Annotated in this window: 14 protein-coding genes and 1 pseudogene; 12 read left to right on the forward strand and 3 right to left on the reverse strand. The window is 44.4% G+C overall.

The window, feature by feature from the left end; all coding sequences use genetic code 11:
• Window positions 1-80: 80 nt before the first annotated feature.
• The gene (locus OJ16_RS19010; RefSeq protein ID WP_040993007.1) at window positions 81-800 is read right to left on the reverse strand and encodes a FadR/GntR family transcriptional regulator; all 720 of its coding nucleotides are present in this window, start codon (window positions 798-800) and stop codon (window positions 81-83) included.
• Window positions 801-1,149: 349 nt separating this feature from the next.
• On the opposite strand from OJ16_RS19010, the gene OJ16_RS19015 reads away from it, so the two are divergent.
• From OJ16_RS19015 to OJ16_RS19030, 4 genes are all read left to right on the forward strand, one after another.
• Window positions 1,150-1,929 carry an SDR family NAD(P)-dependent oxidoreductase gene (locus OJ16_RS19015; RefSeq protein WP_040993008.1) on the forward strand — a complete coding sequence of 260 codons (780 nt, stop codon included), beginning with the start codon at window positions 1,150-1,152 and terminating at the stop codon, window positions 1,927-1,929.
• A gap of 112 nt (window positions 1,930-2,041) precedes the next feature.
• A complete protein-coding gene (locus OJ16_RS19020) occupies window positions 2,042-2,758 on the forward strand; it encodes a FadR/GntR family transcriptional regulator (protein WP_040993190.1) in 717 nt (238 codons plus the stop codon).
• 70 nt (window positions 2,759-2,828) lie between these two features.
• Entirely contained in the window at window positions 2,829-4,187 is a 1,359-nt protein-coding gene (locus OJ16_RS19025; RefSeq protein ID WP_082030292.1) for an MATE family efflux transporter, read from the forward strand.
• Window positions 4,188-4,249: 62 nt separating this feature from the next.
• Complete coding sequence (locus OJ16_RS19030) at window positions 4,250-4,876, forward strand: HD domain-containing protein (protein WP_152613886.1); 627 nt, start codon at window positions 4,250-4,252, stop codon at window positions 4,874-4,876.
• Between the two features lie 79 nt (window positions 4,877-4,955).
• Here OJ16_RS19030 and OJ16_RS19035 read toward each other — a convergent pair whose 3' ends face one another.
• Entirely contained in the window at window positions 4,956-5,288 is a 333-nt protein-coding gene (locus OJ16_RS19035) for a PBPRA1643 family SWIM/SEC-C metal-binding motif protein (protein ID WP_040993009.1), read from the reverse strand.
• 250 nt (window positions 5,289-5,538) lie between these two features.
• On the opposite strand from OJ16_RS19035, the gene OJ16_RS19040 reads away from it, so the two are divergent.
• The 4 genes and pseudogenes from OJ16_RS19040 (at window position 5,539) to OJ16_RS19055 (ending at window position 9,554) form a co-directional block, all read left to right on the forward strand.
• Complete coding sequence (locus OJ16_RS19040; RefSeq protein WP_040993011.1) at window positions 5,539-6,003, forward strand: YehS family protein; 465 nt, start codon at window positions 5,539-5,541, stop codon at window positions 6,001-6,003.
• Between the two features lie 177 nt (window positions 6,004-6,180).
• On the forward strand, window positions 6,181-6,477 hold the full coding sequence (locus tag OJ16_RS19045) for a YkgJ family cysteine cluster protein (protein WP_082030293.1): 297 nt from the start codon (window positions 6,181-6,183) through the stop codon (window positions 6,475-6,477).
• A gap of 54 nt (window positions 6,478-6,531) precedes the next feature.
• Window positions 6,532-6,882, forward strand: coding sequence for a hypothetical protein (locus OJ16_RS19050; protein ID WP_040993015.1), 351 nt, complete (start codon window positions 6,532-6,534; stop codon window positions 6,880-6,882).
• 310 nt (window positions 6,883-7,192) lie between these two features.
• A pseudogene (locus OJ16_RS19055) lies at window positions 7,193-9,554 on the forward strand (Lon protease family protein).
• A 148-nt stretch (window positions 9,555-9,702) separates the two neighbouring features.
• On the opposite strand, the gene OJ16_RS19060 reads toward OJ16_RS19055, so the two are convergent.
• The gene (locus OJ16_RS19060) at window positions 9,703-10,713 is read right to left on the reverse strand and encodes a 2-hydroxyacid dehydrogenase (RefSeq protein WP_040993017.1); all 1,011 of its coding nucleotides are present in this window, start codon (window positions 10,711-10,713) and stop codon (window positions 9,703-9,705) included.
• A 257-nt stretch (window positions 10,714-10,970) separates the two neighbouring features.
• Here OJ16_RS19060 and OJ16_RS19065 point away from each other — a divergent pair, with 257 nt between their 5' ends.
• The 4 genes from OJ16_RS19065 to OJ16_RS19080 all read left to right on the forward strand — a co-directional run bounded on the left by OJ16_RS19065 (window position 10,971) and on the right by OJ16_RS19080 (window position 15,687).
• Window positions 10,971-11,489 carry an NUDIX hydrolase gene (locus tag OJ16_RS19065; protein ID WP_040993019.1) on the forward strand — a complete coding sequence of 173 codons (519 nt, stop codon included), beginning with the start codon at window positions 10,971-10,973 and terminating at the stop codon, window positions 11,487-11,489.
• Between the two features lie 241 nt (window positions 11,490-11,730).
• Window positions 11,731-13,548 carry an extracellular solute-binding protein gene (locus OJ16_RS19070; protein ID WP_040993021.1) on the forward strand — a complete coding sequence of 606 codons (1,818 nt, stop codon included), beginning with the start codon at window positions 11,731-11,733 and terminating at the stop codon, window positions 13,546-13,548.
• Between the two features lie 10 nt (window positions 13,549-13,558).
• A complete protein-coding gene (locus OJ16_RS19075) occupies window positions 13,559-14,647 on the forward strand; it encodes a microcin C ABC transporter permease YejB (protein WP_040993023.1) in 1,089 nt (362 codons plus the stop codon).
• Window positions 14,647-15,687, forward strand: coding sequence for an ABC transporter permease (locus OJ16_RS19080; RefSeq protein WP_040993024.1), 1,041 nt, complete (start codon window positions 14,647-14,649; stop codon window positions 15,685-15,687). Before OJ16_RS19075 ends, OJ16_RS19080 begins: the two co-directional genes overlap by 1 nt.

The following is a 15,687-nucleotide window of genomic DNA, read 5'->3' on the forward strand; positions in this document are numbered from 1 at the left end:
GAGTATGAAAATGAGCGGAACGAGGAAAAACCGCAGGACGAGAGCACGCGTTGTTTCGCATGCTCCCTCGCGATCTGGGCTTAGCTTAATGCTGGCAAACGGTGCTTAGATTCGAGCAAATGGTCTGCGGATGCTTGGCGTGCTTTATCACTGTTACCCGCCATAATTGCATCGTAAATCAGGCGGTGTTCTTTGATACACGTGCTGCCTTCTTCTGATGAATGCGAAATAAAGTTAATAAACATCGTCGTTAAGATGTTACCAAACGGCAGATAAAAATCATTACCAGTGGCATTAAAAATAAGGCTATGGAAGCGAATGTCGATTTCCAACCATTTTGCGTGGTCGAAAATTTCTGCTTCTGATACCTCTACCATTTGCTGGAATGTCTCAGAGAGCTCAATGCGTTGATCGGCTGTCGCAAATTTAGCCGCAAGCGCACATGCTTCTGGTTCAATCGCACGTCTTAAGCCAAGGAACTGCTGACAAAATTGATCGGTATCGGCCAAGCCATCCATCCACTCAATGAGCTGAGGGTCAAGGAAGTTCCAGAATGCGCGATTAATGACACGCGTACCAACCTTCGGGCGTGATTCTAATAGGCCTTTAGAGGTAAGGAGTTTTACTGCTTCACGTAGAGCGGTACGGCTAATGCCAAACTGTTCACAAAGCGCGATCTCTCCCGGAAGAATAGAGCCTTGGGCAAGTTTTCCAGATAAAATGCCGCGCGCGATCTCACGGGCAACCTGCACGTGAAGGCTACGCTTTGAACCAGAAATCGAATTGAATTCACCAGCCATAATTTCACTTAATGTTAAATATGTATTATTTAAGAACACTATATCATTGATATGGATGCTCACCAAATAAACGTTGGTAGAATAGGACATCACGCATGATGATAATGGTCTGTTACAGGTTTAGCGAAAGTTTTAATCTTGTTTTATATAGGTTTTATACCTATGTCTTCGTGGAGAGAAGATGGCCGACAATGTAAATTTATTTTGTTTGAATAGCGCTCTACTGTGATGAGGGTCATGAAAACCCGCAAAATCCCGTTAATCCAATAGCAAATTGTACTAATATCAAATGCGGCTTAAAACTAATATTGTATGATTATATAAAGAATAACGTTGTGGGTATTTTGTTATGTTCAATGATTTGAAAGAAAAACGTGTTTTGATCACGGGTTCTACCGCGGGTATGGGTCTAGCGGCAGCTCGTATTTTTGCTCAACATGGTGCGAAAGTCGGTATCAATAGTCATACGGCACAATCGGCAGATGTTGATGCGATCCTGACTGAGCTAACGGCACTTGGTGGTGACGTTGCATTTTTCCAAGCTGACTTGATGGAAACGTCAGACTGCGAAAAATTGGTACAGGATTTTGTTGCTCATTTTGGTGGCATGGATATTCTCATCAATAATGCTGGTGGCTTAGGTGGCCGTGAAAACTTAGAAAACATTGATGACGCATTTTACGAACGCGTAATGAATCTTAACGCTCGTTCTGCATTAATGATGACGAAATTTTCGATTCCACATTTACGACTGTCTGCGGCAGAATCAGGCGAAACGGCGTGCGTGATTAGCACGGGCTCGATTGCGGCACGCGAAGGCGGCGGTGTGGGTGCGGGTGTTTATGCGGCGTCTAAAGCATGGTTACATGATATTCACCGTAACTGGGTAAAAGAATTCACGAAAGACAATATTCGTTTCAATATTGTTTCTCCAGGCACTATCGATACCGCGTTCCACGATGGTAAATCTGACGAGCTAAGAGGCGCGATTGCCAATAGCATTCCTATGGGGCGTTTTGGTCGAGTAGAAGAAGTTGCGCCTGCCTTTGCGTTCTTCGCATCTCATGCGTGCGCAGGTTATATCACCGGTCAAATTTTGGATGTGAACGGTGGACAAATTGCACCATAACGGTGTGATTCGAAAATAGTTGTTACTCGAAAGCCAGCCTCGTCTGGCTTTTTCTGATATTACCCAGACAGAACCTAGTATGGTGCCTGGGGCAAATAATGAGGAGCGTCAAATGACGCATTTTTCCCTTGTGGACGATTCTCGTCGCAAGATTCACGTTCATGTCGCCCGTCAGATTGCGCGTAAAATATTGTCGGGTGAGCTACAGCCCAACGATAAATTGCCTTGTGAAATGGTTCTTTGTGACGCGCTTGGTGTGAGCCGTACGGCGTTACGCGAAGCGACAAAACTGCTTTCAGGTAAGGGGCTAATAGAGTCAAAAACCAAAGTAGGAACGAAAGTGTTACCGCGTAACTATTGGCATTTTCTTGATCCACAATTGATCGATTGGATGGAATCTTTGGATGATAATCAAGTTTTTCTCCAACAGTTTCTTGGATTAAGAAAAGCGATTGAACCAGAGGCGTGCGCTTTGGCTGCTGCCCATGCAACGGAAGAGCAGAAATCGGTCTTAACAACGATTTTTCAAGAGATGGTCATGGCTGCTAATCGTTTTGATTTCAATGATTGGACAATCCATGACCATTTGTTTCATAAAACCATTTTTCTCGCCACTGATAACCAGTTTTACATACCTTTTGGCAATATCCTCACCACGATATTTAAGCAGTTTATCGATCATTCCGCGGAGGGCGGACGCTTTTGCTTAGAAGAGCACCGTGCAATCTATGATGCGATTTTAGCCGGTGATGTCGCTGGTGCGAGAACGGCTTCTCGAGTTCTATTAAACGATGAAAACCAAAAATTGTCTTTGGTTGTAAATGGATAGTTTTTAAAGAGATTTGGCTTTGCTGAAACAGAAAGTCAAATCGTTAATATGACGACCACAAAGTAAACACATGTCTGCCAAATCCTATATAAAAACGAATATTTCACTCGCTTGGCCCTTGGCATTGAATGCTCTACTCATGCAATCAATGTTAATGATCGATACCTTTTTAGTGTCACCTTTAGGGGAAGTCTCTCTGGCAGCAATGGGGATTGCGACCACCATTATCTCGTTTATCCTTGGTCTTCAAATGGCACTGGCTAATGGCTCGCAACTTGTCTTAAGCCGCACGGTGGGCTCGGGTGTGCACAGTGCTTTGGCGAAAGGTTTTTGGTCAGGCATGTTCATCAATCTATCCATTGCGTTGTTGTTTTGGGTGATCCTAACGCTGTTTGATCAATCGTTAATTGTCCTGTTGACCGACAATACCGCGGTTCATCGTGAGATTGGCCAGTATCTTTCCATCTCTAAGTATCTGATCTTTATCAATGCCGCCACACAGGTGATTATTTCACTATTTAATGCGTTGGGTCGAACTAAAGTGCCTTTTAAAGGCTACCTGATCGAGCTGCCTATTAATGCGGTGAGTTCTTATTTTTTAATCCACGGTTTTGCTGAGGTGGCGGGTTTAGGTGTTCAAGGTGCGGCATTGGGGAGCGTATTGGGTATCATTGTACGACTCGGATTTTTACTGCTGTGCGTTAAGCTTGATTCGAGTATTCATTTGCCATTAAGTACCTTAGATGCGTCGCTTAGACAAAACATGGTGAATCATTTCAAAGAAATTTTTCCGGTCGCTGCCAATGTGGCGATGCTGCAGGCGGGCGCGACGATTTATCAACTGTTGTATTCTCAATTAAATATTCATGCGTATGTTGCCGTCACTTTGGTGATGCCGTGGATCCGTGCGGGTAATCAATTTATTACCGCGTGGGCACATTCGTCGGCCATCACGATAAGCCAAGCGATAGGTTCGCGGAAAATGGGGGATTTACATAAGAATGTGGATACCAGCATTGATATTGCGGTGTGGATTTCGATATTGTCTGCGTTCTTTTTCTTCGGTTTGAGCTTTGTTATCGAAGATATGTACCCAAATCTTGATGCGGCCACCTATCAATCACTTGCCGTGATTGCACCTCTATATATCTTTTTGCCGATTGTACGAGGCTATAACACGGTACATGGCAACGTATTACGTGCCCTTGGAAAAACCACGGAAGTGTTTAAGATTAACTTTACAGGGCAGTGGATTGTTTCCATTCCACTCTGTGCATTGATCATTTATGGCTTGGGTGGATCTATTTTTTGGGCGTTTGCAATTCAACCGTTTGAAGAAATTGTAAAAGCGTTACCTTTTAGGCACCTGGCGAGAAAATCATTGAAAGAGTTTGATGAAGAGAAGGCCAAGCGCTTAATGTATGATTAGGCATCGTTGTTTTAGGGCATCATCAATACAGAGAAGAATCAATGACACTTATGTCGACGAGCGTGATGGCACACTTTGAAAGCCAAATATTAGCGTTTGCAAAGTTGCAGATGCACCAAGATCAGGCGCACGATATTAAGCACATATTACGTGTCGTCAAAACGGCGAAAGCTCTGTGTGCAATTGAAAAGGGCGATATGGCGATCATTCTGCCTGCCGCTTATTTGCATGATTGTGTTTCGTTGCCCAAGAATCATCCGAACCGTTCACAGAGCTCACAGCTTTCGGCGGAGAAAGCGGCGTTATTTTTGCGGGAGATTGAGTATCCACTTCAGTACCTTGACGAGATTCAACATGCGATTGTCGCGCACAGTTTTAGCGCGAATATTAAGCCGAACACATTAGAGGCTAAAATTGTGCAAGATGCTGACCGCCTGGATGCGTTGGGCGCAATTGGCATTGCCCGCTGTTTCCAAGTTGGGAGTGAATTGGGTGTTGAATTGTATAGCGATGACGATCCGTTTTGCCAGCAAAGAGCGGCGAATGATCGCTTGTACTCGGTGGATCATTTTTATCTTAAATTGTTGACACTTGCCGAAACCATGCAGACGCCGGCGGCGAAATCGGAAGCGTTAACGCGCACCCGTTTTATGAAGGATTTTTTAGCGCAGCTAGAAGATGAAGTGTAGAAAAGTAATCGACAAAATTGACCTAATAAAAAACCGCCTTTTGGCGGTTTTTTATTAGGTATCGAGCACGAGCGTTTTACTATGCACAACACTTTTTGTATTTTTTGCCGCTGCCGCAAAGGCATGGTTCATTGCGGTTTGGTGTTTTTTCAAAACGGATTGTTTGTGGCTTGTTAAGCAGACCGTCCAATTCAGATGTGTTTTCTTCTTGGGTCGCATCCACAACAACATTGCCGATGAAAGTATGTTCAGCAAGCAAAGCTTCGATTTCAGCTTTACGCTCTTCGGTATTAACGATCACTGAAATAGGGGCACCCGCAGTACCAGCTTTTACGTCACGGTTTACGTTGTAGCCAGCAAGAACGTGGTTTTGTCTGGTCTCAATACGACCTTTGAAAAATAATTTAGACATGATGAACTCTTAACAGTGTGTATATCGCAATAAAGCCGCGATTATACGCACCTAGCGCAATTGATAAAGGACTAAAACAGGATTCGAGAAGAATTGTTTGTGGCTATTTTGCCGATTGCGCCCACATCGCCTCGTACCTGTCAAAATCTGCGCCGGAACAATAATAGGGGATAGTGCATTACTCTGATAACATCGCCGTTCACTAGCGATCGTATTGATACGCTGGGTATACCTAAGACTAGGAATTATTTTGACCAATAACGATATTTTGCGCCGTATCCGTTACATCTTTGATTTCAATGATAAGGCAATGATTGACGTTTTTGCTCTTGCAGATTTGACTGTGAGTAAAGAACAAGTGTCCGCTTGGTTGAAAAAAGACGAAGATGAAGCGCTAATTGCGCTTAAAGATGTCGAATTAGCCGTGTTTTTGAATGGTTTTATTAGTTTAAAACGTGGCAAGCGTGAAGGTGAGCAACCACAACCTGAGCAAAAACTAAATAATAATATGGTTTTTCAAAAACTCCGCATTGCACTGAATCTTAAAGCAGAAGATATTTTAGAGGTAATGAAAGTTGCCGACTTCAACTTAAGCAAACATGAGCTGAGCGCGTTTTTCCGTAAGCCAGAGAACAAGCACTACCGTGAGTGTAAAGATCAAATGCTACGTAATTTTTTGACCGGTGTTCAAATACAACTGCGTCCAAATAGTTAAGTCGTTATTTCGGTTGAGATCGTCGCTAGGTGCTTCGGTTTCGACGTCAAAATGCCACTTTACTCATATCGCGATATTCACCTCGTTAGCTCTGACGGGAGAAATTATAAGTATCAATGGGGAAAGTAGAGTACTATTCGCCAATTGAAGCGGTAATTGAGCTTATTGTAGATATCCATGACTATTCCGATTAGAAATGTCCCTGCCACTGAAATTTCATGTTCAACCTGTAAGGCATCATGCTGCAAGCTTGAAGTGATGATCATTAGCGATACTGGTGTTCCAGAAGAACACATCGCTTATGATGAGTGGGGTGGGGAAACGATGCTACGTTTAGAGGATGGTTGGTGTTCAGCGCTTGATCGTGAAACGTACATGTGTACGATTTATGAAAATCGACCATGGATATGCCGCTATTTTGAAATGGGCTCGTATGAGTGCCGTGATGAACGCGTTGCGAACAACATTGATTAATTTGCGTAGCATTGCTATCGCACACAACAGAAATTGGTTTTAAGGAAGCACACTATGGAAATGCTTATTGTTTCATCTGAGCAGCAAATGCGTCTGGTTATGATTTTTAGCCAAACATCGGCAAAGAAGTCGGATAAGGCTGTCATTCAAGATTTGGCATCACACTCAGTAAATTCAACGGTTTATCCAGCATTTAAAGTGGCATCTGATCTACGTGTTGATCGTATTCGCTTGCCTTTAGGTGACGATAAGAGTGCCTCACTCAACGGTGGTGATTTCTTGTATCGCTATTTGGCGAAAGGTTATATGTGTTTGGGTGACTTTGTTGGCCAGCCAAAACCTGATTTGAGCCCTTGGGGTGTACGTTCTGTACGTAAACAACCAAAAGTTGGTTTCGGTTTATAACGATATTCGTTAAAAGTGCAGGGCGAGCTTATCATTGCGCGATTGCACGAAGATTGATTATTGAAAACGCAGCGTCGATGTGACGCTGCGTTTTTTTATGTCCGCCGTTAAGCCCAAGAGGGGCGGTTGGCGTTTTAGTGAACATTATTCGTACAATTCATTGTGGCCAACGAGCGAAAGCGCCGAAAGAGCAACGTATTATCGTGGTTAAACTTTGAGCGGTTGAACCTGAATTCGGCCTAAGTCACTAAATTGTAAATGGAATTAATCTACACTCTAACCAAAGGCATAATTCAATAAGGACATGACTATGACGATTCAAAGGCTAGACGCGACTCAGCTTTACCGAGCGACAGAGTTGGAACAATTGCCAAGCAAATCGACAAAAGAGTTGGCGCCGATTGATGAAATTGTGGGCCAAAAACGCGCTCAAAAAGCCGTTGAGTTTGCGATGTCGATTCAAGAGAAAGGGTACAATATCTACGCGATTGGTCAAAATGGCCTAGGCAAACGCACAATGGTACTGCGCTACCTTAACCGTCACAAAAACGACGTTGAGAACCTGTATGACTGGTGTTACGTCTCTAATTTCGAAAACAATCGCACGCCGAAGGTCTTAAAGTTACCTTGTGGTGTCGGCAGTAAGCTCAAGCATGATGTCGAGAAAATGATCTCAAAGCTTGTGGTCGCTTTGCCGCTAGCGTTTGATAACGAATTGTATATTAGCCGTACTGATAAAATTAAGATGCAGTTGGAGCAAAAACAAGCGGCGGAACTGGAATCCATCAGTAAAGAGGCGAATGAGAAAAGCATTAGCTTAACGGTCACTAATCAAGGTGACTATCAGTTTGTCGCCATCAATGGGGAAGAGCTGCACACGGAAGAAAGTTTTGATGAGCTAAGCGATAAAGAGCAAGAGCGATTTGCTTCGACTATTGACGAGCTTGAAGTGAAGTTACGTCACATGGCTCGATTACTGACGGAACTTGAAGAAGTCTACAGCGATAAGATCAAAAAGATCAACGATGATGTCACGTTGGATGTTGTCGGTCATTTTATCAAGCAACTTAAAGCGGATTATTCAACCTACCCAGAACTCAAAATCTATCTGACCGAGTTACAAAAAGACATTGTCGATAACGCCGACATCTTTTTAGAGCAGGGCAACGACCAAGCGGAAATTGCCGCCGCCTCACTCGATAAAAAGTTGCCACGTCGTTACAAAGTGAATCTGTTGGTCAATCGTAGCGCTTGTGAATTCCCAGTGGTCGTCGAGGAAAATCCGAATTACCACAGCTTGTTTGGTTATATTGAAACCGCAACGTTCAAAGGCACGGTGTTTACGGACTTTTCTCTGATCCGAGCGGGGAGTCTTCACCGTGCAAACGGCGGTGTGCTGTTGATGGACGCGCAAAAAGTGCTCGAACAACCTTATGTTTGGGATGGCCTTAAGCGCGCACTACGTTCACGTCAGTTAAGTTTTACATCATTGGAAAAAGAGTTAACGCTGACGGGGGCCGTGTCGCTGGATCCTGAGCCGATCCCATTGAATGTCAAAATCATTCTGTTTGGTGATTATCGCACCTACCAACTGCTGCAACATTATGATGCAGAGTTCAGCGAGCTATTTCGCGTGACGGCGGACTTTGAAGATGAAATGAAGCGAACGCCCGATTCAGAGCTGCATTATGCGCGCTTTATTTCTAGCGTCGTGCATGACAGCAATATGCTGCATTGTGATCGCAAAGCCATTGCTCGCATCATCGAGCACAGTTCACGATTGGCCGGAGACCAACAAAAAATCTCTCTCCATTCGGCACATATCGCCAACTTATTGCGTGAATCTAACTATGTGGCTCGCCAAGCGAATGCAAACCTTATCCGCGCAAGCCATGTGGAAGAAGCCTTAGCAAACCAAGAGTTGCGGGTCAGCCGTTTGAAAGACGCGGTCATGGAAGGGTTTGTCAACGGCACGACGCTCATCCATACCGATGGTGAAGCGGTGGGGGCAAGTGAATGCGTTGTCTGTGCTCAGTACCAGTGAATATATGTTTGGTGCGCCTAACCGTATTACCGCGACCACGTGTTACGGTGAAGGGGATGTCATTGATATAGAACGCAGTGTGGATCTCGGCGGCAGTATTCACTCGAAAGGGGTGATGATTCTCACCGCTTACCTTGCGTCTGTGTTTGGTAAAACCGCGAAAGTGCCCCTGACGACAACGATAACCTTCGAGCAGTCATATGGCGGTGTCGATGGGGATAGTGCCAGCATGGCCGAGTTTTGTGCCGTAGTCTCTGCATTTTCTAAGCAACCCAATCGACAAGATATTGCCATCACGGGATCGATGAACCAATTTGGAGAATCGCAGCCTATTGGAGGCGTGAATGAAAAAATTGAGGGTTTCTTTGATGTTTGTGCCATCAAAGGGCGCACGGCGAATCAAGGGGTAATTATTCCCCGCTCGAATATGCACAATCTCATGCTTCGCCCTGATATCGTCAAAGCGGTGGAGAAGAATGAGTTTAATATTTGGGCGATTGACCACGTAACGGAAGCGATTGAAATCTTTACCGGTAAACAAGCGGGGATTGCGACTGACGAAGGCAGTTACCCAATTGATACCATTTATGGCATCGCTCAAGTCAAACTGAACGCGTTGCGTAAATAAGCGAAGTTAGTTTAAGTTAGGTCGGCTCTTAGAATCTCTGAGCCGACCTTTTTTTATTCGTTTCTGGTGCCGGTTCCTGATACTGATGTCTAATACTGGCTTCTAATGCGAGTGTTAGAGACTCGTTGACGCTGGTGGATTGCTAAAACTAGCGATGGTCGTCTACGTCGATCAGTTCATTACCGCTGAGTTGGTCGTTATCAAACGCTTTAATGTTCTCTAACGTCGTTTGGGCAATGTTGTTTAATGCTTCTGTGGTTAAGAATGCCTGATGGCCAGTAAAGAGCACATTGTGGCAAGCCGACAATCGGCGGAAGACATCATCGACGACAATGTCGTTTGATTTATCTTGGAAAAAGAGATCTTTTTCGTTGTCGTATACATCCAATCCCAATGCACCAATTCGGCCACGTTTTAGAGCTTCGATTGCCGCGGCGGAATCAAGCAATTCACCTCGACTGGTATTGATGATCATCACACCATCTTTCATCTGATTGAACGCCTTCTCATCGAGCAGGTGAAAGTTGTCTTCAGACATAGGGCAGTGCAGGGTGACAACGTCACTATTTTTAAACAGCGTATCTTTATCGCAGTAGGTTACGCCCAGTTCGATGGCCAGTGGATTTTCATAAGGGTCATAGCAAAGGATGTTCATTCCTAGCCCTTTAAGAATGCGCATGGTCGCTAAACCAATTTTTCCGCTACCGATCACTCCCACTGTTTTGCCATGAAAGTTGAAGCCCACTAATCCTTCCAGCGAGAAGTTGGCGTCTCTTGTGCGTTGATAGGCTTTATGGAATCGTCGATTTAAGCACATCATCATCCCTACCGCGTGCTCAGCGACGGCTTCAGGCGAATAAGCGGGTACGCGAACCACTTGTAAGCCAAGCGATTTCGCCGCGACGAGATCCACACGGTCAAAGCCAGCACAGCGCATGGCAATCAATTTCACGCCATGTTTCGCCAGTTCTTGTAATACCGGCGCGGAGAGATCGTCATTCACGAATGCACACACCACACTGCAGCCTTGCGCCATTCTTGCGGTCTTTTCAACGAGCGCAAAATCGTGGTGATGGAGTCTGAAACCGTATGCCTGATTGACACTGGAGAAGGCGGCTTCGTCATAAGATTTACTACTGAATATCGCAACATTTATCATAGAACACCTTGATTTAGTTCAATTCAAATTTCATTTAGGATAGCCCAGATGTTGTACTTGCTTAGACTTATTACGCGATGATTATCTAAAGGCATCAAATGGATAGCGCAATTATCTTCTATTAATAACGTAATTCTTGTGTGAAATACACCCATCTTTTGCCCGCGATAGATGTGCCTGTTTTATTGGTTAAGCGGTTTGGCCACCTGATGAGGTGTGGTAGCATACTCACTCTGTTTGGCTAATCAGTTGTAGCAATGAGACACTTAAAAACCACCCTTCATCCCGAGATTGAACATCTTGACGACAAAGTCATTTTTCAGCGTAATGCTGCCCGCGCAATTGTCGTTGACGGCGAAGATATCTTATTACTGTATACCGAGCGTTATCATGATTACACCATTCCAGGTGGTGGCCTTGATGACGGTGAAGATGTGATCGCCGGAATGGTACGTGAACTCGAAGAGGAAACGGGGGCCACCAATATTCACAATATCAAGCCTTACGGTATCTATGAAGAATTTCGTCCTTGGTACAAAGACAATGCCGACGTCATGCATATGACCTCTTACTGCTATACGTGCAAAATCGATCGTCAGCTCGGTGAGACGGCTTATGAAGATTATGAAATTAAAAACGGCATGAAACCGGTCTGGATGAATATTCATGCGGCGATCGCACACAATGAAAAAACGATGGCTGAGAGTTCAAAAAAGGGCATGAGCATTGAGCGTGAAACCTTTTTATTGCACTTGATCGCGAAAGAAATGCTGTAATAAAAAGCCTTGCAATCAAAGACTCGTTAAACCCGTAATCTTGCGGGTTTTATTGTTTCTTATTCACGGAATAGAGAAGGGCAAGTGTTTGATTTATCGTTATCTTTACGTTCTTCCGTGGGGCGTAATCAAGCCCATGTCACTAACCTAGAGGGGATTTCTGCCCGATTGAACTGATTCAGTATATACTTACTCAAGTAATTGAATTATAAAAATAGAATTGCATGCTAAGGGAGTAGTCATGGGGAAGATACAACGTTTGGTCGTTGGCAGTTTTTTATCTGTTATTAGCGGCACGGCTTTTTCAGCCGTTATTGAGAGCACCACATTAGTCGGATTTGGTGAAGCCAAATACCCCGACAATTTTACTCATTTTGATTACGTTAATCCTGATGCGCCAAAATTTGGCAAGATCACCTATGGCGTTGTAGGTACTTACGATAACTTCAATCGTTTTGCATCTCGTGGAGTGGCGGCACAGGCAACCGGTGAGCTCTACGACACCTTGATGCACAGCCCAAGTGACGAAATAGACGCTTACTACCCACTGATCACCCAAAAAGTTCGTTATTCTGACGATTACACGTGGCTTGAAATTGAAATCAATCCTAATGCCCGTTTTCATGATGGCAAGCCGATTACTGCCCATGATGTGGCGTTCACCTTTGATAAGTTTATGACAGAAGGTGTGCCGCAGTACCGCGTTTATTATCAAGACATCAAATCGGTGACCGCAAAAAGTGATCTTGTTGTGCGCATTGATATGGCCAATCCGAATCGTGAGAAAATGTTCAGCTTTGCTCAATCCACCCGCGTGCTGCCCAAACATTTCTGGCAAGATAAAAACTTTTCAGAGCCCCTTTCAGAGCCTCCTATCGGCAGTTCCGCTTATAAGATTAGCGACTATAAAGCCGGCCAAACTGTAACCTATACACTGGTTGAGGATTACTGGGCGAAAAATTTACCGGTCAATGTTGGCAGAGATAACTTCCAACAAATCCAATACGACTATTACCGTGATGACACGGTCATGCTTGAAGCGTTTAAAGCGGGTGAATTTGATTTTCGCTTAGAAAATTCAGCGAAATTTTGGGCGAGTTCTTATACCGGTCAAAACTTTGATAAAGGCTTTATCGTTAAACAAGAAATACCACATCATAAGCCGGAATCTACCCAAGCATTTGTATTTAATACACAACGAGAAGTATTTAGTGATCCGAAAGTCAGAGAAGCGTTGAACTATGCGATGGACTTTGAGTGGATGAACAAAAACATGTTCTACAGTCAATATACACGCACAAGAAGTTACTTCCAAAATACGGATTATGAAGCGACGGGTTTACCTAACGATGATGAACTGGCGATTCTTACCCCACTAAAAGAGCAGATCCCTGAACGTGTCTTTACTGCTGAATTTCAACCTCCGGTTACCGATGGATCCGGCCGTATTCGTAGCCAAATGCGCACCGCATTTGCGTTACTCAAAGAAGCAGGGTGGGAGTTAGAGAATAAAGTGATGACCAACAAGAAAACAGGTCAGCCACTGGCGTTTGAGTTTTTGGTGCGTAGCCCAACCACAGAGCGTATTGCGATCCCCGTGCAAAAGAACCTGAAACGCATGGGAATCGATATGAAGATCCGTTCGGTCGACAGTACTCAGTATATAAAACGTTTACGTGACCGCGATTTTGATATGTTGTCTTCCTCTTACAGCGCGAATTCTTACCCGAGTCCAAACTTATTGATCATGTGGAACTCTAACTATATTGATTCTACTTACAATACCGCCGGTGTCTCTGATCCGGTTGTGGACCAACTGACTCAAGAGATCGCCAAAAATCAGCAAAATCCAGATAAATTGCTGTCGCTTGGGCGAGCCTTAGACCGTGTCTTACAGTGGAATTACTACATCATCCCACAATGGCATATTGGCAAATATCGCGTGGCAATGTGGGACAAGTTTGACCGTCCTGAAGTGATGCCCAAATACGAGTTAGGCATTGATACTTGGTGGATTGACCAAGAAAAAAGTCAGCAGTTACCAGAAAAACGCCGTTAAAGAGGGATAAATGGCTGCTTATATATTTCGACGTTTATTGCTGGTGATCCCCACCTTGTGGGCGATCATCACCATCAACTTCTTTATCATTCAAATTGCGCCGGGTGGCCCCGTTGAACAAGCGATCGCTCAAATCGAAGGGCAAAGCTCGGGCATCATGGAGCGATTTGCAGGGGGAGGAAGCGAGGTTGACCTTGATATTTCCAAAGAGGTCGGCCCCACAGGATACAAAGGTTCGCGCGGGCTTGATCCGGAAGTCGTTGAAGAGATAAAAAAGCAATTTGGTTTTGATAAACCGCTGCATGTCCGTTATTTCGACATGTTAAAAGATTACGCCACCTTTAACTTTGGTGAGAGCTTATTTAAAGGCGGAAACGTGATTGATTTGATCATCGAACGCTTGCCAGTATCGATATCTTTGGGGCTGTGGAGTACGCTCATCATTTACTTGATCTCGATTCCGCTCGGCATCATGAAAGCCATTCATCATGGCTCTCGATTTGATATTTGGTCGAGTGCGCTCGTGATTGTGGGTTATGCCATTCCTGGTTTCTTATTCGCGATTATTCTGATCATTCTTTTCGCGAGCGGTAACTATTTCAGTTGGTTCCCGCTGAGAGGCTTGGTGTCGAGTAATTTTGACCAGTTAACCTGGTATCAGCAAATTGGCGATTACTTCTGGCATTTAACGTTACCAATATTGGCCATGGTGATTGGTGGTTTTGCGACGTTGAGTATGCTGACGAAGAACTCGTTTTTAGATGAAATCAATAAGCAATATGTCGTAACCGCGAGGGCAAAAGGGCTTGATGAACGCAATATTCTTTATCGCCACGTTTTTCGTAATGCGATGCTGATTATTATTGCGGGCTTCCCAAGTGCCTTCATTAGTATTTTCTTTACCGGTTCAATGCTGATTGAAGTGATGTTCTCACTTGAGGGGATTGGTTTACTTGGTTTTGAATCGACTATCCAGCGTGATTATCCCGTGGTTTTTAGTTCTCTCTACATTATGACGTTGCTTGGTTTGATACTGAGTATTATCTCGGATTTGACTTACACATGGGTCGATCCTCGTATCGATTTTGAGGCGCGCTAATGTTGAGAAAAAACAAAGCGGTGAACCCGCTCAACCAGGCGCGCTGGGCAAGGTTTAAATCACACAAACGCGGTTTCTTTTCCTTGTGGCTTTTCTCGATTTTATTCGTTCTGAGTCTGTTCGCCGAATTTATTGCCAATGATAAGCCGCTATTGATTCACTATGAACAGCAGTGGTATACGCCGATTTTCCACCAATATACTGAAACGCAGTTTGGCGGTGAGTTTGAAACCGAAGCGGATTACACCGATCCCTATGTCATTGAGTTGATAGAAGAAAAAGGCTCGATAATCTGGCCTGTTATTCGTTTCAGCTACGATACGATTAACTATAACATTACAGGGGCGGTGCCTTCGGCGCCTGACTCAGTGAATTGGTTGGGCACTGATGATAAAGGGCGCGATGTATTGGCTCGGATCATTTATGGCTTTCGCATTTCGGTTCTGTTTGGTTTTGTCTTAACCATTGTTTCGAGTGTGATTGGTGTCGTGGTGGGCGCAAGCCAAGGGTATTACGGTGGTTGGTTTGACTTATTTGGACAACGCTTTATTGAAGTGTGGTCTGGTATGCCTACCTTGTTTTTATTGATTATTCTTTCAAGTTTCGTCGAACCTAATTTCTGGTGGCTGCTCGGCATCATGGTGTTGTTCAGTTGGATGAGTTTGGTGGGTATTGTTCGCGCTGAGTTTCTACGTTGTCGTAATTTCGATTACGTGCGAGCAGCGCAAGCGATGGGCGTAAATGATAGCCGCATCATGCTTCGTCATATGTTGCCTAATGCTATGGTTGCTTCGTTAACCATGATGCCGTTTATTCTGTCTGGTTCGGTGACGACGTTAACCTCTCTCGACTTTCTGGGCTTTGGCCTACCGGCCGGTTCGCCTTCTCTAGGGGAATTGTTAGCGCAAGGTAAAGCCAATTTGCAAGCACCTTGGTTGGGGCTGTCCGCCTTTGCTGTCTTGTCGGTTATGCTGACGCTATTAGTGTTTATCGGTGAAGCGGTACGTGATGCGTTTGACCCTCACCAACAAGGACTGTAA

Origin of the sequence: Vibrio renipiscarius (assembly GCF_000827885.1) — a bacterium.
GTDB lineage: Bacteria > Pseudomonadota > Gammaproteobacteria > Enterobacterales > Vibrionaceae > Vibrio > Vibrio renipiscarius.

Bases quoted from the DNA above. Each gene is read 5' to 3' on its own strand.
- OJ16_RS19010 (WP_040993007.1), bottom strand. From the start codon at position 800: ATGGCTGGTGAATTCAATTCGATTTCTGGTTCAAAGCGTAGCCTTCAC.
- OJ16_RS19015 (WP_040993008.1), top strand. From the start codon at position 1,150: ATGTTCAATGATTTGAAAGAAAAACGTGTTTTGATCACGGGTTCTACC.
- OJ16_RS19020 (WP_040993190.1), top strand. From the start codon at position 2,042: ATGACGCATTTTTCCCTTGTGGACGATTCTCGTCGCAAGATTCACGTT.
- OJ16_RS19025 (WP_082030292.1), top strand. From the start codon at position 2,829: ATGTCTGCCAAATCCTATATAAAAACGAATATTTCACTCGCTTGGCCC.
- OJ16_RS19035 (WP_040993009.1), bottom strand. From the start codon at position 5,288: ATGTCTAAATTATTTTTCAAAGGTCGTATTGAGACCAGACAAAACCAC.
- OJ16_RS19045 (WP_082030293.1), top strand. From the start codon at position 6,181: ATGACTATTCCGATTAGAAATGTCCCTGCCACTGAAATTTCATGTTCA.
- OJ16_RS19050 (WP_040993015.1), top strand. From the start codon at position 6,532: ATGGAAATGCTTATTGTTTCATCTGAGCAGCAAATGCGTCTGGTTATG.
- OJ16_RS19060 (WP_040993017.1), bottom strand. From the start codon at position 10,713: ATGATAAATGTTGCGATATTCAGTAGTAAATCTTATGACGAAGCCGCC.
- OJ16_RS19065 (WP_040993019.1), top strand. From the start codon at position 10,971: ATGAGACACTTAAAAACCACCCTTCATCCCGAGATTGAACATCTTGAC.
- OJ16_RS19070 (WP_040993021.1), top strand. From the start codon at position 11,731: ATGGGGAAGATACAACGTTTGGTCGTTGGCAGTTTTTTATCTGTTATT.
- OJ16_RS19075 (WP_040993023.1), top strand. From the start codon at position 13,559: ATGGCTGCTTATATATTTCGACGTTTATTGCTGGTGATCCCCACCTTG.
- OJ16_RS19080 (WP_040993024.1), top strand. From the start codon at position 14,647: ATGTTGAGAAAAAACAAAGCGGTGAACCCGCTCAACCAGGCGCGCTGG.